The organism is Streptomyces sp. NPDC051578, from assembly GCF_044454045.1.
Classification (GTDB): Bacteria; Actinomycetota; Actinomycetes; order Streptomycetales; family Streptomycetaceae; genus Streptomyces.
Map to the genome: position 1 here is coordinate 388403 of NZ_JBITDH010000002.1, position 18995 is coordinate 407397.

Below are 18995 nucleotides of genomic sequence, written 5' to 3' on the forward strand. Positions count from 1 at the left end.
GGGGAGTTGCGCTACTTGTCAGTAACGTGAGGCCCGATCATGCCAGGCCCTCCCACCCCACCGGCGACAACCGGCCACCTCTGCCGACCGCTGCGGCGAATGCCGCCGGCCTCCCGCGGGAACGCGTCAGGGCCAGCCCGTTGCGGGCCGGCCCTGACGCGGCGGATCAGACGCGCGGGTTCACACGCGCGGGATCAGACGAGGGGGAATCAGACGAGGGGGAATCAGACGAGGTCGAACCGGTCCAGGTTCATGACCTTGTCCCACGCGGCGATGAAGTCCTTGACGAACTTCTCCTTCGCGTCGTCGCTCGCGTAGACCTCGGCGAGCGCCCGCAGCTCCGAGTTGGAGCCGAAGACGAGGTCGGCGCGGCTGCCCGTCCACTTGACCTCGCCCGTGGCGGCGTCGCGGCCCTCGAAGGTGTTCGCGTCCTCGGCCACCGAGGTCCAGGTCGTGCCGAGGTCCAGCAGGTTGACGAAGAAGTCGTTCGTCAGCTGCCCGGGCGTCGTGGTGAGCACGCCGAGCGGCGACTGCTGGTGGTTGGCGCCGAGCACGCGCAGACCGCCGACGAGCGCCGTCATCTCGGGGGCGCTCAGGTTCAGCAGGTTCGCGCGGTCGATGAGCAGGTACTCGGCCGGAAGCCGGTTGCCCTTGCCCAGGTAGTTGCGGAACCCGTCGGCGGCCGGCTCCAGCGCGGCGAACGACTCGACGTCGGTCTGCTCCTGCGAGGCGTCCACCCGGCCGGGGGTGAAGGGGACCCGCACGTCGAAGCCCGCGTCCTTGGCGGCCTTCTCGACGCCGGCGGCGCCCGCGAGGACGATCAGGTCGGCGAGGGAGATCCGCTTGCCGCCCTCCTGCGCGGAGTTGAAGGACTCCTGGATCCCCGTCAGCGTCCGCAGCACCGTGGCCAGCTGGTCGGGTTCGTTGACCTCCCAGCCGCTCTGCGGCTGGAGGCGGATGCGCGCGCCGTTGGCACCGCCGCGCTTGTCGCTGCCGCGGAAGGACGAGGCCGAAGCCCACGCGGTGGACACGAGCTCGGACACCGACAGGCCCGAGGCGAGGACCTGCTCCTTGAGGGAGGCGACGTCCGCCGCGTCGACGACCTCGTGCGTCAGCGCGGGCAGCGGGTCCTGCCACAGCAGCGTCTCGGAGGGGACCTCCGGGCCGAGGTAGCGTACGGCCGGGCCCATGTCACGGTGGGTCAGCTTGAACCAGGCGCGGGCGAACGCGTCCGCGAACTCGGCCGGGTTCTCCAGGAATCGCCGGGAGATCTGCTCGTAGGCAGGGTCGAAGCGGAGCGAGAGGTCCGTCGTCAGCATCGTCGGGGCGTGGCTCTTCGACGCGTCGTGGGCGTCGGGGACGGTACCGGCGCCGGCGCCGTCCTTCGGCCGCCACTGGTGCGCCCCGGCAGGGCTCTTGAAGAGCTCCCACTCGTAGCCGAACAGGATCTCGAAGAAGCTGTTGTCCCAGGTGATCGGGGTGTTGGTCCAGATGCCCTCAAGTCCACTGGTGATGGCGTCCCCGCCCTTGCCGGTGCCGAAGCTGTTGCTCCAGCCCAGGCCCTGCGCCTCCAGCGGGGCGGCTTCCGGGTCGGCGCCGACGTGATCGGCCGGACCGGCGCCGTGGGTCTTGCCGAAGGTGTGGCCGCCGGCGATCAGGGCGACCGTCTCCTCGTCGTTCATCGCCATCCGGCGGAACGTCTCGCGGATGTCGCGGGCCGCGGCGAGCGGGTCCGGATTCCCGTTGGGACCCTCGGGGTTGACGTAGATGAGGCCCATCTGGACCGCGCCGAGCGGGCTCTCCAGGTCCCGGTCACCGGTGTAGCGCTCGTCACCGAGCCAGGTGGTCTCCGGACCCCAGTACACGTCCTCGTCGGGCTCCCAGACGTCCGCGCGGCCGCCGCCGAAGCCGAAGGTCTCGAAGCCCATCGACTCGAGCGCGACGTTGCCGGCGAGGATCATGAGGTCGGCCCAGGAGAGGCTCTGGCCGTACTTCTTCTTCACCGGCCACAACAGGCGGCGGGCCTTGTCGAGGTTGCCGTTGTCCGGCCAGCTGTTGAGCGGGGCGAAGCGCTGCTGTCCGGCACCGGCGCCGCCGCGGCCGTCGCTGATGCGGTAGGTGCCCGCGCTGTGCCACGCCATGCGGACCATGAAGGGGCCGTAGTGGCCGAAGTCCGCGGGCCACCAGTCCTGCGAGGTGGTCAGCACCTCGGCGATGTCCTGCTTCACCGCGGGGAGGTCGAGGGACTTGAAGGCCTGCGCGTAGTCGAACCCCTCACCGAGCGGGTTGGCCACGGCGGGGTTCTTGGCGAGGATCTTCAAGTTGAGCCGCTCGGGCCACCACTGGCGGTTCCCCCCGCCCTGCGTGGGGTGCGGCGCGCGCTCGTGGGCTACGGGACAGCCGCCCCCACCCTCGGTTTTTGCGTCTACGACGATTGCGTCGTGGTTCTCAGACATGGGAATCCTTCCGGCCCAGGCGGATCGTGGTGCTCAGGTACTGCATGCGGTGGATCAAGCGGGGCACTCGCCCCCGGTGGATGGCCCCGGCCTCGTCGGTCGCCTCGACGCCGAGGTGGTCACCGTCCCGGGCGGTCTCGGGCAGCGGGAGACGGCGCCGGCATCCGCGCGTCGTCGCGGTGCAGTGCCCGGGCGGCGGCCGCTCACGTCTTCGTCTCCTGCCGCTGTGGAATCTTCGTGTCCCTTGGCTATCAACGAAACCGATCCTACGATGGACGCAATCCAAGTCAAGAAGCAGACCAAGCCCGTATCCAATCGGACTCAGCCCGTCCGCGAGCGGATCTCAAGGGTCCCGCCGGACCGGAAGACCGGACCAGAAGAGGTGAGCCGACATGAGTGACCTGCTGGAGCGGCTACGGGGGCGCGGCTGGCGAATGACCGCCCAGCGGCGGGTCGTTGCCGAGGTGCTCGACGGCGATCACGTACACCTCACGGCCGACGAGGTGCACGCCCGTGCGGTCCGGCTGCTGCCGGAGATCTCCCGGGCCACCGTCTACAACGCCCTGGGCGAGCTCGTCTCCCTCGGCGAGGTCGTGGAGGTCTCCACCGACGGCCGCGCCAAGCGCTACGACCCCAACGCCCGCCACCCGCACCAGCACCTGGTCTGCTCCGGCTGCGGCCTCATCCGCGACGTCCACCCGTCCGGCGATCCGCTGTCCCACCTCGCACCCGACGAGCGCTTCGGCTTCACCCTCTCCGGCGTCGAGGTCACCTACCGAGGACTGTGCCCCTCCTGCGTTTGAATCCCGCCGCAGCGAGCACCCCCGAAAGGGACCGGGCGCGCAAGCGGCGCGCCCGGCGGGTTCTGCCGCCCGGGCGGTGCGGCACGTAGTGAGCAGGAGTGGACCATGGCTGTGGAACAGGACGTCGTCGCGGTGATCCTCAAGGACCACCGGCGCATGGAGGACCTCTTCCGTCGGATGCGGAGCGTCGAGGCCGACCGCGCGGCGGCGCTGCGCGAGTTCGCCGCACTGCTCATCGCGCACGGCGAGGCCGAGGAGGCGGAGGTCTACGGCGCTCTCAAGCGGTTCAAGGGAGTGGACGACGAAGAGGTGGATCACGGCTCCGAGGAGCACGCCGAGGGGAACGAGGCCCTGCTGGCGCTGCTCGAAGTGTCCGAAGTCGGCTCGGACGAGTGGGACGAGCGCCTGGAGGAGCTGGCGAAGGCGGTCTCCCACCACATCGACGAGGAGGAGCGGACGATCCTCAACGGCGCCAGGGAGAGCGTGCCCGACGACCGGCGCGCCGAGCTGGGAGCGGCGTTCCTGCGCGAACGCGAGCGGCAACTGGCCTCCGACTGCGGCAGTGTCGAGAACGTGCGCGCCGTGGTACGGGGATGAGCGCACAGGGGGCGGCGCAGACGTCCGGGGGCGGGCGACCGGCGGACAAGTCCGCCGGTCAGGACGGCCAGACACGGCTCACCGTGTGGGTGGCCCTCGCGGCGAACCTCGCCATCTGCGTGGCCAAGGCCATCGGCGGAGTCGTCGCGGGCTCACCCGCCCTGCTCTCGGAGGCGGCGCACTCCGTGGCCGACTCCATCAACGAGGTGTTCCTGCTGGCGTCGGTCAAGCGCAGCAGGCGCCCCGCCGACAGGAGGCACCCCTTCGGCTACGGCAAGGAGCGCTTCTTCTGGTCGCTGCTCGCCGCCGTCGGCATCTTCGTCACGGGTGGCTGCTTCTCGGTCTTTCAGGGCGTCGAGGCCCTGCGCGCCGGCGGCGACGAAACGCACAGCGGGTACGTGATCGGCCTGGTCGTGCTCTTCGTGGCACTCCTGGCCGAAAGCGTCTCCCTCCTGCGGGCCGTCCTCCAGGTACGCCGCGCGGCACGGGAAGCCGGACACGGCCTGGCGGCGGAGGTACGCGCCGGGCGCGACCCCGCCCTGCGCACCGTCCTGGCGGAGGACAGCACGGCCTGCCTGGGCGTCGTCCTGGCCATGGCCGGGATGGCACTGCACATGGCGACGGGCGAGGTGGCGTACGAGGCGGCCGCCTCCATACTCATCGGCCTCCTGCTCGTGTACGTCGCCTACGTCCTCGGCAAGGAGGCCCGTACGCAGCTGATCGGCGAGGCGGTCGACCCGCGACTGCAGGAGGAGATCCGGGCGGACCTCGAACACCAGCCGGAGATCGACTCGGTGACCTCCCTGCTGACCATGCGGCTCGGGCCCGATTCGGCGCTCCTCGCCGCGAGCATCGACCTGACGGCCGGGTACGACAGCGAGACCGTCGAGGACGCGATGGTCCGCATCCGCACCGGCCTCAAGGAACGCTGGCCCGAACTGGACCAGGTGTTCCTCGACGTCACGGACGCCGCGGCCACCCGCCGGGCCGGCGTACGGCGGCCGGTTCAGTAGACGAGCTTGAGGGTCACGTCCTTGGAGACCGGGGCCGGTGCGGTGTGGGTGTAGAGCAGCCGGATGGTGGTGAAGCGCTGCAGGCCGGGGCGTTCGGGCCACGGCTGCGGCTTGCTCAGGGTCACCGTCACGGGGTAGGGGCGGAACCGGCCCGCCGCGCAGTAGGGGCGGCAGTCGTTGACCATGTCGGTACCCGTGGCCGTGGCGGTCTTCGGCCCCCAGGTCTCCCAGCGCAGCCGCACGAGGCGGTTGTTGCCGTCGCCGCAGGCCAGCAGGTACTCGTCCGGACGTACCTGGCCCTGGGAGAAGCAGTCGACGACCACCAGCGGATCGGCGGGGGTGGGATCGGGGGCCGCTTCGGGGGCGGTGCGCGCCGACGCCGGAACGGCTGCCGCCACGAGGGCCGCTACCGCGCACAGCACACCGGCTGTCCGTACCCGGGCCCGGGGCGCGCAGGCGCGCCGGCCGTCTCCTGAACCGTCCACGAGACCTCCTCGCCCGTCCGTCTCCTGTTGGGGACGCCGCCCTGCCAGCTTCCCCCATAAGGGCGGACACCGCATCCGAGCCGGGCGGGTCCGCAGGTCAGGGCAGTGCCACGAGCTCGACCTCGAAGCCGTCCTCGTTCTCCAGGTAGGCCGCGTAGTGTCCCGCGCCCCCGGCGTGCGGGTGCCGGTCGCCGAACAGCAGCCGCCAGCCGTGCCGCTGCGCCCGCGCGGTCAGCGCCTCCACCGCGGCGGCGTCGTCGACGTGGAACGCCAGGTGGTTCAGCCCGGGGCGGCGACGGTCGTGGTGACCGGCGGTGAGGGCCGGGGACTGTTCGAAGACGAGGTACACCGGGCCGAGCCGCCAGCTCCGTCCCCCGCTCCAGCTCTGGTACGGCGCGTATCCCAGCGCCTCCAGCAGCCAGCCGAACGCGGCGACCGCCCGGCCGAGGTCGGGCACCCAGATCTCGACGTGGTGCAGGGAGCCGTGTGCCGGCCGGTCGTCGGGGAGGAGCGCTGACGTCATACCGGTGATCCTCGCAGCCGCCGCCGGCAGCGGCGGCCCCGCACCCGGCTGCGGCCCCGTACATGACTGTGGCCGCCACCCGGCTGCGGTTCGTCGCGGGGCGGGGGCGAGGCCGTTCACACGTGGGTTAACCCGCTCCGATCGCTTCCTTAAGCCCGCCTCAAGGTCTCCGGCCGGAGTGCCGAAGCGCACATTTGTCCGTTTCCCGGTCGCTAGCGTGCTGGTCGATCCCTCATCCCCCACGCAGAAGCAGGTCCTCCATGGCTGGCAACTCCCATCGCCGCACCACGGGTCCCACGACGAAGGCGGCAGCGGCCTTGGCCGTCGCGGCGGCCGTCGGCGGCGCCGCCGTCGCCCTTACCGGCACCGCCCAAGCGGCCTCCGTGGATGCTGCGTTCACCAAAGCGAGCAGCTGGACCACCGGCTACACCGGGCAGTACGTCATCACCAACCGGACCGGCACCGCGCTGAGGGACTGGACCCTCGAATTCGACCTGCCCGCCGGCACGGCCCTGTCCTCCCTCTGGAACGGCGAACAGACCGTCAGCGGCCGCCACGTGAGGGTCAGGCCGCCCCGCTGGGACACCGCGGGGCTCGCCCCCGGCGCCTCCCTCACCGTCGGGTTCGTCACCTCCGCGAGCGGCAGCGCCGGCACCCCGACGGGCTGCCTCATCAACAAGGAGAAGTGCTCCCCGGGCACCGGCTCCACCCCCTCGCCCAGCGGGCGGCCGACCACCCGACCCACCTCCGCGCCGACGCCGCCCCCGTCCACGGGCCCCACCTCCGGTCCCACGGCCGCACCCACCGCAACGGCCACAGCGAAACCCGCACCCACCGGCACCCCGGGCGGCGGGGGCACGGCCTCCGCCGGATTCGCGCCGTACGTGGACACCTCGCTCTACCCGGCCCACGACCTCCTCGACACGGCCGCGAAGACCGGGGTCAAGGAGTTCAACCTCGCCTTCGTCACTTCGGGCGGCGGCTGCACCCCGCTCTGGGGCGGGACCACCGCCCTGGACGCCGACCGGGTCGCCTCCCAGATCCCCGCCCTGCGGGCCCAGGGCGGTGACGTCCGCGTGTCGTTCGGCGGCGCGGCAGGCTCCGAGCTGGCCCTGGCGTGCGACTCCCCCACGAGCCTCGCCGCGGCCTACGGCAAGGTCATCGACACCTACGGGCTGACGAAGGCCGACTTCGACATCGAGGGCGGTGCCCTGCCCGACACCGCGGCGAACACCCGCAGGGCGCAGGCCATCGCCCGGCTCCAGAAGAGCCACCCGGGACTCGACGTCTCCTTCACCCTCCCGGTGATGCCCGAGGGCCTCACCCAGGCGGGCCTCGACCTGCTCGCCGACGCCCGGCGCAACGGGGTGGCGATCGCCGCCGTCAACATCATGGCCATGGACTACGGGCCCGCCTACACGGCGGACATGGGCGGGTACGCCATCCAGGCGGCGACCGCGACGCAGGCGCAGATCACCTCGGTTCTCGGCCTCTCCGACGCCGCGGCGTGGAAGACGGTGGCCGTGACGCCGATGATCGGGGTCAACGACGTGGCCACTGAGGTCTTCACGGTCGAGGACGCCGCACAGCTGGCGGCCTTCGCCCGCTCCAAGGGCATCGGCCGGCTCGCGATGTGGTCCGCCGCCCGGGACCGGCAGTGCGACGGCGGCGCCAAGAACAACGCCGACCCCACCTGCTCGTCCGTCGTCCAGGAGCCGCTGGCCTTCACCAAGGCCCTCGCCGCACGCGGCTGACCCCCGAGGTCACCCGGCCGACCCGCTTGGGACCTCAGCGACCGGGTAGGCGGGGCTGTGACCGCCGGCGTGCTCGCCGGCCGGTGGAGAGGCAAGGAAAGGACCCGATGATGACCGACCGCGAACGCAGCGAGCAGCCGCGCACCACCCCGTCCCAGGCCCCGGGCGAAGCCGGTGACGAGGCAGCACGACGGGAAGCCGAACGGGCCCAGCGCGGCACCCAGGACGAAGTCGCGGAGGGTGAGCCGGGAGAGGCGGCAGACGCGCTCTCCCCGAGCCCCGGCGCCCAGCGCAGCTCGCGCAGGCACGCGCAGTCCGGCGACTCCGACCGGCCCTGACGGGGCCCGTCCGGTGCCCGCGGCGCGCCCCACCCGTCACAGATAGCGGCGAATGGGCAGGACTGCTGCCTCGCGTGCACGCTGCGCGAGGGAGCGGTCCTTCCATCTGCCGGGGCGGATGGGGTCACTCACCTTGAGGTCGGTGTCGTAGTGCCAGTCGAGGACGGCGGTGAAGCCGCGGTCCATGACGGCGAGCATCACCTCTTCGTCGTGGTCCAGGGAGCGCCGGTTGAAGTTGGTGGAGCCGATCAGCGAGACGACGCCGTCCATGGTGATGATCTTGGCGTGCATCATGGTCGGCTGGTACTCGAAGATCCTCACACCGCTGGCGGTCAGCGCCTCGTAGTGACGCTGGCCCGCCAGTCGGCACACCCGCTTGTCGGTGTGGGGGCCGGGCAGCAGGATCTGGACCTCCACCCCGCGGCGCGCCGTCGCGCACAGCAGGTCGACGAAGTACCCGTCGGGCGCGAAGTAGGCCGTGGCCAGACGCACCCGCTCCTCGGCCGACTCCAGGACGACGCGGATCAGGGTCTGCATGTCCTGCCACCCGAAGCTCGCCGAACCGCGTACGACCTGCACGATCGCGTCGCCCGACGGTTCGTGGCCGACGAAGCGGTCCCGGTCGTCGAAGAGTTCCGTATGGCACTCCGCCCAGTTCTGGGCGAACGCCGCGGCGATGCCGTCGACCGCCGGGCCGCGCACCTCGACGTGCGTGTCACGCCACTCCCCGGGGTTGCGGGCGTCGCCGCACCACTCCTGCGCGATGCCGACGCCGCCGGTGAACGCGGTCCGTTCGTCCACCACCAGCACCTTGCGGTGGCAGCGGTGGTTCTGCTTGAGCGGGGAGAGGTAGAGGGGCTTGCGGAACCAGGCCACCTGCACCCCCGCCGCGTCCATCTCCTCCAGGAGTTCGGGCTCTATGAGACGGCTCCCGAACCCGTCCAGGAGGAGACGGACCCGCAGACCGGCACGGGCCCGGTCGGCCAGTGCCGCAGCGAACCGGCGGGCGATGTCCCCGCGCCAGTAGACGAAGGTCATCATGTCCACCGTGTGCCGGGCCTCCTCGATCGAGGACAGCATCGCCGCGAAGATCTCGTCACCGTTGCGCAGCGGACGCAGGCTGTTGCCCTCGGTCGCGGCGATGCCTATGAGCCGCTCCAGGCGCCTGCGGATCCGGACGATCCGTTCGTCCGCTCCGGGGGCCGTGGGCTCTTCCGCCGGTTCACAGGGGGCCGATGGCACTCCGCTGGTCATACAAGCACTCCTCGATCGGTCCCGTGCGACCTCGGACCCTATCGAACAGTTCTGCGGAGCGGGTCACCGCCCGTGCGGTTCAGTCGATCACGATCTCCGCCTCGAAGCGGGCTCCCAGCTCCCGCAGCCGCCTCTCGCACTCCACCCGCGTCGGCGCCGACAGGACCGCCGCCGCCAGGAAGTCCGAGGACAACGCGGCTTCGGCGAGCACCTCGCCGGGCTCCGCGAAGACCCCGTAGAACTCCACCCACGGCTCTTCCGGTGTGGCCGGGATGCCGCGCACCGTTCCCGGGCGCTTCATCATCAGGACCTGACCCGCCATCCGGACCGGCTCCAGCCGGGCGCCCTCGGCGAGGCGCTCCAGGTCCGGCAGCCGCAGTCCCGTGTGCGCGCGCGACGCCAGCTCCACCGGGTGCACCCCGAAGACGGCGGTCAGCACCTCACGGATGCGCGCGCCCGCCGGCCGGGCCGCGACCTCGCACACCACCAGCCGGTCGTCCGGCGTGTGGAACACCTCCGCGTGGAAGGCGAAGTCGGCCGGGCCGCCCAGCGCCGCGAGCGAGGCCTCCGCGAGCTCCAGCAGCCTCGGCGACAGCGGATCCGACGGGTCCAGGGTGAGGTCCACCCGGGCGCCGCTGTCGGCCTGGAAGGACGACAGCTCGTACTGGTACTGCGAGGGCCAGGCCATCACCGTACGGCCGCCCGCCACCACCCCGTCCACATGGCACATCCGGCCCGGGACGTACGCCTCCAGCAGCAGGTCCTCGCGGGGACCCGCGCCCGGGGCGAAGGCCTCGGCCAGGTGCCGCTCCAGCTCCTCCCCGGTCCGTACGACCCGCAGGCCGATGGAGCCGAAGCCGTCGCGCGCCTTGAACACCAGCGGCAGCCCGTGCTCCGCCGCGAACGCACGCGCCTCGTCCGCCGTCCCGGGCAGGGTGTGCGGGGCGACGGCGATGCCCGCCGCCGCCAGCTTCCGCTTCATCAGGACCTTGTCCCGGAAGGGCAGCACCCCCTCGGGCAGCTGGCCGGGCAGGCCGAACTTCTCCCGCAGCGCCGCGGCCCGGATCAGGTCCGCCTCGTGGTGGGCGATGACGTGGGTCACGCCGTATTCCTGGATCAGGTCACGGGCGAGCCGGTCGACGAGGTCCTCGTCGTCGAACGTGTCGATGAGCTCCAGGTGGCGGTATCCACCGGGCCCGTCAGGGACCTGCTCGCGGCCCGCCACGATCTTGTCCCGGGCGGCGATCATCACCACGCCGCCGTCGAGTTCCGCCAGCCACCGGTCGTACGGGAAGGGCTCCAGCGGGAACCGGTGCAGTACGAGCGCGCTCACGCCGCCACCCCCAGCCCGTGGGCGGCGGGCGCGTGCGCCGGGGCCACCTCGATGCGGATCTCCTCGGTCAGCCGCTCGCACAGGGCTATCGCGGCATCGGTGTCGGCCGCCGTCACCGCGGCGAAGCCGAGCCGGTCCCAGTTGTCCCGCAGCGGCCGGACCTCGTCGCCGGGGCTCACGGAGACCTCCACGGCCAGCACGTCCGGGCGCGCCGCGACCTCCTCCACCCCGGAGACGGCCGTGACCGTGCCGGGGTCACGGAGCACGAAGCGCGTGCAGGCGCCGGCGCGGGCGATCGGGGGTTCCGGCAACGCCTCCACCAGGCCCAGGGGCCAGGCGACGCCGTACCGCAGGAGGTCGATCCCGTACGCGGCCTCGACCAGTTCGTTGATGTGTCCGCCGCCGACCCGGTTGTGGGACTCGATGACGACGGGCCCGCGCGAGGTCAGGCGCAACTCGGTGTGGCTCGGCCCGTCCGTGATGCCCATGGTGTCGAGGAAGTCCGCGACCGCGGTGGTGACCTGCTCGTACGCCTGCGGGACGAGCCGGGCGGGCAGGGCGTGGCCCAGCTCCGCGAAGTGGGTGTCGTCGACGAGCTTCTCGGTCACCGCGACCACGACGTGGCGGCCGCCGAAGCTGAACCCCTCCACGCTGAACTCGGGACCGTCGAGGTAGGACTCCATCAGGAACTCGCGCACCGTGAACAGCGTCGAGCCGCGGTCGGTGCGCCGGCCGCGCAGCTCCTCGATCCGCTCCCACGCCGCTTCCAGGTCGGCGGCGCCGCCGACCCGGATCAGGCCGAAGCTCGCCGTCGCGTCCGTCGGCTTGACGATGAACGGGAAGCCCGCCTCCACGGCGAAGGCCTCCAGCGACTCGCGGTCGGTGACCCGGCCCCAGTGGATCGACAGCTTGCCCTGCTCCGCCAGGTGTTGGCGCATCAGGTACTTGTTGCGCATCCTGCGGCTCACTTCCGGCCGGGTGCCCGGGAAGCCGAAGTGGTCGTTCAGCCGGGCCGCCATGTCGAGACCCCCCTCGGTGAGGGAGACGATCGTGTCGAACCCCCAGACCTCCCGGGCCGCCTCGGCCAGCGGCCGTACGGTGTCCCATTCGGTGTAGTCGACCATCAGCAGCACGTCGGCCAGCCCGGTCTGGAAGGCGTTGATCTTGTCCGGGTGCTGGAGCAGCACCACGCGGACGCCCAGGGCCTTCGCGCGTTCGAGGTGCTGGTCGGTCCCACCGACGAGGAGCATCGTCCGCTCGGCAACTGGCGTGGCCGGTGGGACGGCTGCGGTCACGGTTCTCGCGCTCATGACAGGGCTTCCTTCTTGCTGGGAGTGCCGGGGGTGCTGGGAGTGCCGGGGGTGCTGGGCGTGCTGGGCGTGCTGGGCGTGCTGGGAAGGCCGGGGGTGCTGGGCGTGACCGTGGTGCGCAGCGCCGCGAAAGCCGCGTCGATGCGCGCGGCGGCTTCGGCAGGGCTCGGGGCGTCGACGACGGCGTAGCCGTGCCGGGTACCGGAGTCGGTGGTGCGCGGCAGGACGTCGCCCGGCCCGTACGGGAAGTGCAGGGCGTGCACGTGCTCCTCGGCGCCGAGCTCCGCCAGGCCCTCGACGGACTCCAGGCGCCCTGCGGGCAGCCGGAAGAAGCCGACGGAGGCGTATCGCCGCGGAGCGGGCGTCCTGACGTCCTCGCCGGCCAGGGCCCGGAAGATCGCCGCTTCCATGTCGAGGCCGGTGGCGACCTCCACGAGCAACGGGATCCGGTCGCCGCCGAGCCGGGCCTGCGACTCCACGATGCGCGGGCCGGCCGGAGTGAGGATCACCTCGGTGTGCGCCGGGCCGAACGCGTAACCGGCCAGGTCGAGCAGGGCGGTGACGGTGGACCGGATCGCCTGCGCGTCGACGGCGGGGAGCGGGGCCGGGTGGACGTGCCCGGTCTCCACGAACCCGGGCGGCCCGCTGGTCTGCTTGGCGGTGATCCCGACGATCTCGTGCCTGCCGCCGACCGTCAGGGTCTCCACGCTGAACTCGGGGCCTTCCAGGAAGTCCTCGACGATGTAGGGGCCTTCGATACCGGCCGACTTGACCCGCTCGGTCCACTCCGCGAGGTCCCCGGCGCCGCGGACGAGGGCGATGCCGCGGCTGCCGGCCGAGTTGGCCGGCTTGACCACGGCGGGCAGCCCGAACTCCGCCAGCAGCGGCTCCACCTCTGCGAGCACGGCGGCTTCCCGGGCGCGGACCACGGAGACGCCGTTGCGGTTGAGTAGGCGGCGCATCGCGTTCTTGTCGTTGAGCAGCCTGACGGACTCCGCACGGTTGGGCGACAGACCGAGCGCCTCGGCTTCTGCGACCACGGGGGCCATGCTGGACTCGCTGCCCAGGTGCAGGACGTGCTGGATGCCGTTCTCGACGGCCATCCGGGCCACGAGCGTGCGCAGCGCGGCCTCGTCCTCGAAGTCGACCAGGGCCAGTGCCTCGGAATGGGCCGCCACCTTGTCGAGGTAGGCGGCCGGGCGCAGCGAGGGATCCCAGATGGACCAGACCCGGAATCCGGCCTCGACGGCCTTGCGGACGAGTTGTTCGTACGGCATCACCATCAGCAGGCGGCCGGCGGTGGGGGAGTGGGTCATGACGTTGCTCCGTTCCGGGCCGACGCGGCGACCGGCCGGGCCGGCTGCGCGTCGGCGGTGTTCTGCTCCGAGGGCGCCCCGTCGTACTCCGGCCCGGCGGCCGGCCCACCCTGCTCCGAGGCTGCCGCGGCCTGCTCGGCCGCGGCCTGGCGCGCATCGCGCAGCGGCAGCAGGGACCGGTAGACGAGGATGGCGCCGAGGCCGAAGGCCGCGTACAGCAGGCTCATGCCGACCGGCGAGAGGAAGGCTCCGACGGTCACGCACAGCGAGCCGATGAGCAGGCCGATACGGGCATTGAGACCGTAGGCGGCCAGGTACTTGGTGCGGGAGGCGGGATCGACCAGGTCGGCGAGCAGCGCCTGCTTGACCGGCACGTTCGCGATCTCGCCGACGGTCAGCAGTACCGCGGCGGCGATCAGGACCCAGCCGCTGTTGCTGACGGCGAGGACCATGTACCCGGCGGTGAAGACCGTGAGGCCCGCGTAGAGCCGGACCCGGTCGGGCAGCCGGCGGAACATGCTGCCCGCGAAGAGCGCGAACACGACGATCAGTGCGGTGTTGACGGCCCGCAGGATGCCGAGCATCGCGACGCCGTCCACGGCCGGGAACCAGCGGTCCAGACCGGCCAGCGCCTGCTCGGGGAAGTCGTCAGCGAGCCGGACGGCGATGTAGTAGCCGATCTGCACCTCGATGGCCCGGCTGAACGTCGCCGCGGCCAGGAGCCGCAGGAACACCCGGTCCCGGGAGACCGCGAGGTAGCCGCGGAGCATGGCAGGGATGCCGGCCGCCTGGTCCTTCGCGGATTCCGGGGCGCTCTCGGCGATCCACCACCAGGTGACCAGGGCGGTCGCGGCGGACAGCGCGGCTGCGGCGGTCAGCAGCAGGGTGAAGTGCTCGCCGTAGAAGAAGCCGCCGATCAGGGCGCCGGCGGTGAACGCGAGGTTGATCGACCAGTAGTTGACGGTGTAGACGAAGTTCCGGTTCTCAGGGGTGGAGACGTCGATCATCATCGCCTCGGCGGCCGGGGTGGCCGCGCTCGCGAGGCAGGTGTTGAGCAGGAAGAGGACGAAGGTCACCGCCCCCGACTGCCACCAGGGCGAGTTGGCCAGTGCCAGCAGCCCGAAGGTGAGGGCCGCCCCGACCTCGCCCGCCACCATCAGCGGTTTGCGGCCGTAGACATCCGCCAGGTGCCCGCCGAGGAAGTTGCTGGCGATGCCCGCGGCCGCCACGACCAGGGTGAGCACGCCCGCCGCGGCGGCCCCGTACAGGGCGGCCAGGTGGATGACCATCAGCGGCATCAGCATGATGCCGAGCAACCGCTGGACGAATCCGACGCCCAGCCTCAGTTTGATGTTCGGGTGCAACGCGCGGAAGTTCATGCTCCGGCTCCCTCTAGGACGGCGCGACGGCGGTGGGCTCAGGGCTTGGCGGTCAGCGCGGCGGGCTGCTCCGCGGGCCGGGTGACGGGCTGTTCGACGGTGCGGGCGGCGGGCGCTTCGTCCTCGTTCAGCATGCTGAGGTAGCGCTCGCCCGTGTCGGGGAGGACCGTGACGATCGTGGCGCCGATGTAGTCCGGGTGCCCGGCCAGCCGGGCGCAGGCGTGGGCGACGGCGCCGGAGGAGACCCCGGCGAAGATGCCCTGGCGGCGGGCGAGGGCGCGGGCGGCGAGCATGGCGTCCTCGTCGGAGACCGTCACCACGCTGTCGATCAGGTCGACGTCGGTGGTGGGGGCGACGAAGCCGCCGTTCAGACCGGGGATGCGGTGCAGTCCGCCGACGCCCTGGGACAGCACGGGGGAGTTCTCCGGTTCGACCGCGACGACGCGTACCTCCGGGTTCTGCTCCTTCAAGTACTTTGCGATGCCCGTGAGGGTGCCGCCGGTACCCACACCGCAGACCAGTACGTCGATCCGCCCGGCCGTGTCGGTCCAGATCTCCGGGCCGGTGGTCTCGTAGTGGGCCCGCACGTTGTCGGGGTTCTCGTGCTGGCACGGGAACCAGGAGCCCGGCGTCGCCGCGTGCAGTTCCTCGGCCTTGGCGATCGCACCGGGGTATCCGCTCTCGCGCGGGGTCTGCACCACCTCCGCGCCCAGCGCCTTGAGCAGGGAGACCCGCTCGGCGGTGGCGCTGTCGGGCAGCACGATCACGCAGCGGTAGCCGCGGGCGGCACAGAACGCCGCCAGCGAGATGCCCGTGTTGCCGGACGTCGCCTCGATGACGGTGCCGCTGCCGGCCTTGAGGTCGCCCCGGAGTTCCGCCGCCCGCAGCATGTACAGGGCGGCGCGGTCCTTGCTGCTGGACATCGGGTTGGCCGACTCCAGCTTCGCCAGCACCTCGGTGCCCGGGGCGGTGTCGTCGAAGCGCAGGCGGATCAGGGGGGTCGAGCCGACCAAGTCCTCGATGCTGTCGGCGATGTCGCGCTTCTGGCGGCTTTCCACGTCTGGTTCCTCACAAGTCGTTCGGTGGGGCGGTGTGTCGGTCGGTCGTACGGTGCGGCGCACGCCGGCGGGGTCCTCGCGGGGGGAATCCGCCGGGGGCCGGCGCCGCGGGACGGGAGGGGGCGGGGACTACCAGGAGCCGGCCGAGGCGGTGACGGCGTACAGGTCCTCCATGGGCTGCGGAGCCCGGCCGACCGCCTTGATCACGGCGGTTGCGGCGAGCACCCGGGCGCCCGGCGGCACGTCCTTGTTCACCAGGGCCTGCGCCCCGATGACGGCGTGCTCGCCGATGGTGACGGGGCCGAGCACGGTCGCGTTCGTACCGAGCACCACGTCGTGGCCGACCACCGGATGGCGGCGTTCCCCCGCGGCCCGGTTGTTGTCGCTCCACCAGCCCACCGCCCCCAGGGTGACCTGGTGGTAGATGGTCACGTCGTCCCCCACCACCGCGGTCTCGCCGATCACGACGGCCGCGCCGTGGTCGATGAACACCCGTCGGCCGAGCACCGCGCCCGGATGGATCTCCACGGCGGTGCCCCGGCGGGCGTACCAGGCGATGGCCCGCGCGATGAACCGCAGTCCGCGCAGGTGCAGCCGGTGTGCGATCCGGTGCGCCCACAGGGCGGGAAGTGCCGCGTGCAGCAGGGCTTCACGGCGGTTGCGCATGGACGGGTCCCGGGCCAGCACCACGTCCAGGTCTTCCTTCATGATCCGCAGGAGGCCGGGCCGGTCGTCCGCCATCAGACGAGCACCTCGGCGCGCTCACCGAGGGGGCTGAGCTCGGCGACGAGGGCGCGGGTGAGGCTCTCCAGCCGCGCCACGACCTCCGGATCGGTGTAACGGCCGTCGGTGCCGTCCGGCACGGCCACGCCGCCGAGGGCGACCGGCTCGTGCTCGACGACCAGCGCGCCGCACCGGCCGAGTACGCCGACCAGGCCGGGCTGGGCGTCGAGCCCGCCGCGCGCTCCGGGGGAGGCGCTGGCCACGGCCGTCACCTTGCCGGTGAGCGGGCTCCGGCCGCCCGGCCGGGACAGCCAGTCCAGGGCGTTCTTGAGCGCGCCGGGCATCTCGCCGTTGTAGGAGGGGGTGCTGATGAACAAGGCGTCCGCGTCGGTGACCAGTTCCTTGGCCGCGCGCACGGCGGCCGATCCGTCGGCGAGCTCCAGGCCGGCCTCGTAGAACGGCAGGCCGGCGACGGGGAGCAGCACGGTCTCGTGCTCGCCGGGCAGGGCGGCCAGGATGTGGCGCACGGTCGCCAGTACAGCGTTGTTCAGCGAGTCCCGGCGCGTACTGCCGGATATCAGGACGATCTTCGCCACGGTGAACCCCTCTCCTCGGCCCGGGACTTCCGCCTGCGGTTCCCGGACCCCTCTTGTCGCGGCCCCGGCGGTGAGGCCGACGCGCGGACGGCAGAGCACTGCCGGCCGGCGGCACGGCAAGTGCCCCCGGTCCGGGATGGTGGCTCCGGCCCGCGTCGTCTTCGCCACGGTCCCAGCCCCGGCTGTTGCCGGCCTTGACCGGGACTCGCGCCGCGACGGAGGAGCTCAGGAGTGCGGCTGCACCCGCGGTCCTGCCGGCCTCCTGCCGATCGCCCGCGGGTCCGCGTCAGTCGAGGACGTCCGGGACCGGCTCGGTGCCGCCGCGCAGGAGGGCGGTCCTGGAGCCCGCCGCCGGGCCAAGCGCCCAGTCGGAGAGGGCCATCGAGTCCACGTAGCGCTCCTCGTCGTTCAGCAGGACGCCGATGACCGTCCTGCCGCCCCGGGTCACGGAGAAGACGAGGCACTTGCCCGCCGCGGTGCCCGTGCCCGTCTTGACGCCGATCGCACCCGGGTACCCGTACCCGGTCGGACGGGGCCGCACCAGGAGGTTGCTGTTGGACCAGGCCGCGTCGGTGGAGGTGCCGCCGGTGGCGATGGAGGTGGTCTTCACCAGGGTGCGCAGGACGCTGCCGGTCATCGCGTACCTGGTGAGCTTCGCGAGGTCGCGCGGGGTGGTGAGGTTGTTGCCGGTCGGCGAGATGCCGTCGAAGGAGTCGTACACGGTCCGGGTCAGGCCCAGCGCCTTGGCCTTGGCGTTCATCTTCGCGATGAAGTCCGCCGTGCGGGCCGCCGTGGTCGTGCCCTTGCCGAAGGTGTCGGCGAGGGCGTACGCCGCGTCACAGCCCGAGGGCAGCATCATCGCGTACAGCAGCTGGCGCACCGTCGGCTCGGCGCCCGCTTTGAGGTGGGCCGAGCTCGCGCCTTCCCGGACCACGTAGTCCAGGTAGGCCTGCTTCACGGTGACCTTCCTGTCGAGGTCGAGGCCCGGCAGGGTGGTGACCACCACGGCCGTCATCACCTTCGTGGTGCTCGCCATCTGACGCCTGGTGTCCGCCGCCTTGGAGGTGAGCGTCGCCCCGGTGGCGCCGTCCATCAAGAACGCGCCCGCAGCGGTGAGGGGTGGGGCGGAGGCCGCGTGGGCGGGCGCCGGGAGGGTGAGCAGGGCTCCGGTGGCGACGGCTACGGCGAGCGCGCCACGCGCACGGCGCATCAGGTTCCAGATCACGTCAGTCCCCCCGCGTTGGCCGCCGGCCCGCTCGGACGCGGGCCGAGTCCCTGCGCCCGTGCGGGATCCTAGCGCCGGCCGCGCGGTCCGCCCAGAGTTCCGGCGGCGCGGGGACGGGGACATGAGTGAGGCGTGCCGCGGACGGACCCCGCGGCACGCCGTCCTATGAGGTCACGTCACCGTCGGCGGGGGACGTGACGGGCGGGGGAGCGGTCAGCCGTGGTGACGGTTGCCCTGACGGCCGCCCCAGGACTCGGTGTCGATGACGCGGCCGCGGTCGTCACGCAGGGTCGCTACGTCGCGGGCGTCCCAGATCTGCTGGCGGCGGTTCTGGTAGACGTCCCTGTGGGTGTTGCGGCCCTGGCCGGTGTGGACCTTCACGCTGTGGCCGCCCTCCAGCCGCAGGCCGGCGAAGCGGTACCGGTTGCCCTGCTTGTCGGTGAGGGTGTAGCCGCGCAGTTCGACGCTGCGGCGGCCGGTGTTCTTCACCTCGACCCATTCCCGGTTGAGGGCGTGGTTGGAGACGTTGCGGACGTGGCTCTCGTGCTGGACGGAGCCGATGACGACCGAGGAGTGCGCGGCCCGGTGGTGGTCGCCGGAGGCGGAGGCCGGCAGGGCGGCGGCGGCGACCAGGGCGCCGGCGGCGAGGAACGCCGCGACGGCACGACGGGGGGTGAGAGAAGCAGACATGGCAATGGCCCCTTCCAACGTTGGCCCGCCACGGGGTTCGAAACTGGCCGGGCGGGCTCCGAGCGGTTCTCGGCAATTGGCCGAGGAGCCATACTTTGGCCCACTTCCGGCGCCGGACACGGCGGACTCGCCCTGTGTTGCC

General features: G+C 72.2%; 18 protein-coding genes. 5 read left to right on the forward strand and 13 right to left on the reverse strand.

Features of this window, described 5'->3' with window-relative positions:
• Window positions 1-224: 224 nt before the first annotated feature.
• Window positions 225-2456: a catalase/peroxidase HPI gene (katG, locus tag ACIA6C_RS12785; RefSeq protein WP_399275099.1), complete on the reverse strand. Its 2232-nt coding sequence runs from the start codon at window positions 2454-2456 to the stop codon at window positions 225-227.
• A gap of 392 nt (window positions 2457-2848) precedes the next feature.
• Here katG and ACIA6C_RS12790 point away from each other — a divergent pair, with 392 nt between their 5' ends.
• The 3 genes from ACIA6C_RS12790 to ACIA6C_RS12800 all read left to right on the forward strand — a co-directional run bounded on the left by ACIA6C_RS12790 (window position 2849) and on the right by ACIA6C_RS12800 (window position 4869).
• Window positions 2849-3259 carry a Fur family transcriptional regulator gene (locus ACIA6C_RS12790; RefSeq protein WP_361135086.1) on the forward strand — a complete coding sequence of 137 codons (411 nt, stop codon included), beginning with the start codon at window positions 2849-2851 and terminating at the stop codon, window positions 3257-3259.
• A gap of 105 nt (window positions 3260-3364) precedes the next feature.
• Window positions 3365-3856: a hemerythrin domain-containing protein gene (locus ACIA6C_RS12795; RefSeq protein ID WP_399275101.1), complete on the forward strand. Its 492-nt coding sequence runs from the start codon at window positions 3365-3367 to the stop codon at window positions 3854-3856.
• The gene (locus ACIA6C_RS12800; protein WP_399275104.1) at window positions 3853-4869 is read left to right on the forward strand and encodes a cation diffusion facilitator family transporter; all 1017 of its coding nucleotides are present in this window, start codon (window positions 3853-3855) and stop codon (window positions 4867-4869) included. Before ACIA6C_RS12795 ends, ACIA6C_RS12800 begins: the two co-directional genes overlap by 4 nt.
• Here ACIA6C_RS12800 and ACIA6C_RS12805 read toward each other — a convergent pair.
• Both ACIA6C_RS12805 and ACIA6C_RS12810 read right to left on the reverse strand, forming a co-directional pair.
• Window positions 4863-5354, reverse strand: coding sequence for a hypothetical protein (locus ACIA6C_RS12805; protein ID WP_366080428.1), 492 nt, complete (start codon window positions 5352-5354; stop codon window positions 4863-4865). The genes ACIA6C_RS12800 and ACIA6C_RS12805 overlap by 7 nt on opposite strands.
• 97 nt (window positions 5355-5451) lie before the next feature.
• On the reverse strand, window positions 5452-5877 hold the full coding sequence (locus ACIA6C_RS12810) for a VOC family protein (RefSeq protein WP_399275106.1): 426 nt from the start codon (window positions 5875-5877) through the stop codon (window positions 5452-5454).
• Between the two features lie 260 nt (window positions 5878-6137).
• On the opposite strand from ACIA6C_RS12810, the gene ACIA6C_RS12815 reads away from it, so the two are divergent.
• Both ACIA6C_RS12815 and ACIA6C_RS12820 read left to right on the forward strand, forming a co-directional pair.
• Window positions 6138-7631: a cellulose binding domain-containing protein gene (locus tag ACIA6C_RS12815; RefSeq protein WP_399275108.1), complete on the forward strand. Its 1494-nt coding sequence runs from the start codon at window positions 6138-6140 to the stop codon at window positions 7629-7631.
• 107 nt (window positions 7632-7738) lie between these two features.
• Window positions 7739-7969 carry a hypothetical protein gene (locus ACIA6C_RS12820; protein WP_399275110.1) on the forward strand — a complete coding sequence of 77 codons (231 nt, stop codon included), beginning with the start codon at window positions 7739-7741 and terminating at the stop codon, window positions 7967-7969.
• Between the two features lie 36 nt (window positions 7970-8005).
• Here ACIA6C_RS12820 and ACIA6C_RS12825 read toward each other — a convergent pair whose 3' ends face one another.
• The 10 genes from ACIA6C_RS12825 to ACIA6C_RS12870 form a co-directional block, all read right to left on the reverse strand.
• Window positions 8006-9223, reverse strand: coding sequence for a phosphatidylserine/phosphatidylglycerophosphate/cardiolipin synthase family protein (locus ACIA6C_RS12825; protein ID WP_399275112.1), 1218 nt, complete (start codon window positions 9221-9223; stop codon window positions 8006-8008).
• Window positions 9224-9302: 79 nt separating this feature from the next.
• Complete coding sequence (locus ACIA6C_RS12830; protein WP_361135110.1) at window positions 9303-10556, reverse strand: hypothetical protein; 1254 nt, start codon at window positions 10554-10556, stop codon at window positions 9303-9305.
• Window positions 10553-11866, reverse strand: a complete 1314-nt coding sequence (locus tag ACIA6C_RS12835) for an ATP-grasp domain-containing protein (protein ID WP_399275115.1) — start codon at window positions 11864-11866, stop codon at window positions 10553-10555. The genes ACIA6C_RS12830 and ACIA6C_RS12835 overlap by 4 nt, the downstream gene beginning before the upstream one ends.
• Complete coding sequence (locus ACIA6C_RS12840) at window positions 11863-13182, reverse strand: ATP-grasp domain-containing protein (protein ID WP_399275117.1); 1320 nt, start codon at window positions 13180-13182, stop codon at window positions 11863-11865. The genes ACIA6C_RS12835 and ACIA6C_RS12840 overlap by 4 nt, the downstream gene beginning before the upstream one ends.
• Complete coding sequence (locus ACIA6C_RS12845; RefSeq protein ID WP_399275119.1) at window positions 13179-14561, reverse strand: MFS transporter; 1383 nt, start codon at window positions 14559-14561, stop codon at window positions 13179-13181. The genes ACIA6C_RS12840 and ACIA6C_RS12845 overlap by 4 nt, the downstream gene beginning before the upstream one ends.
• 38 nt (window positions 14562-14599) lie before the next feature.
• The gene (locus ACIA6C_RS12850; RefSeq protein WP_361135122.1) at window positions 14600-15619 is read right to left on the reverse strand and encodes a cysteine synthase family protein; all 1020 of its coding nucleotides are present in this window, start codon (window positions 15617-15619) and stop codon (window positions 14600-14602) included.
• Window positions 15620-15748: 129 nt separating this feature from the next.
• Entirely contained in the window at window positions 15749-16360 is a 612-nt protein-coding gene (epsC, locus tag ACIA6C_RS12855) for a serine O-acetyltransferase EpsC (protein WP_361135125.1), read from the reverse strand.
• Window positions 16360-16938, reverse strand: a complete 579-nt coding sequence (locus ACIA6C_RS12860) for an NADPH-dependent FMN reductase (protein ID WP_399275121.1) — start codon at window positions 16936-16938, stop codon at window positions 16360-16362. The genes epsC and ACIA6C_RS12860 overlap by 1 nt, the downstream gene beginning before the upstream one ends.
• A 286-nt stretch (window positions 16939-17224) precedes the next feature.
• Window positions 17225-18148, reverse strand: coding sequence for a D-alanyl-D-alanine carboxypeptidase family protein (locus ACIA6C_RS12865; RefSeq protein WP_399276207.1), 924 nt, complete (start codon window positions 18146-18148; stop codon window positions 17225-17227).
• 228 nt (window positions 18149-18376) lie between these two features.
• A complete protein-coding gene (locus tag ACIA6C_RS12870) occupies window positions 18377-18853 on the reverse strand; it encodes a lamin tail domain-containing protein (protein WP_361135134.1) in 477 nt (158 codons plus the stop codon).
• Window positions 18854-18995: the final 142 nt, after the last annotated feature.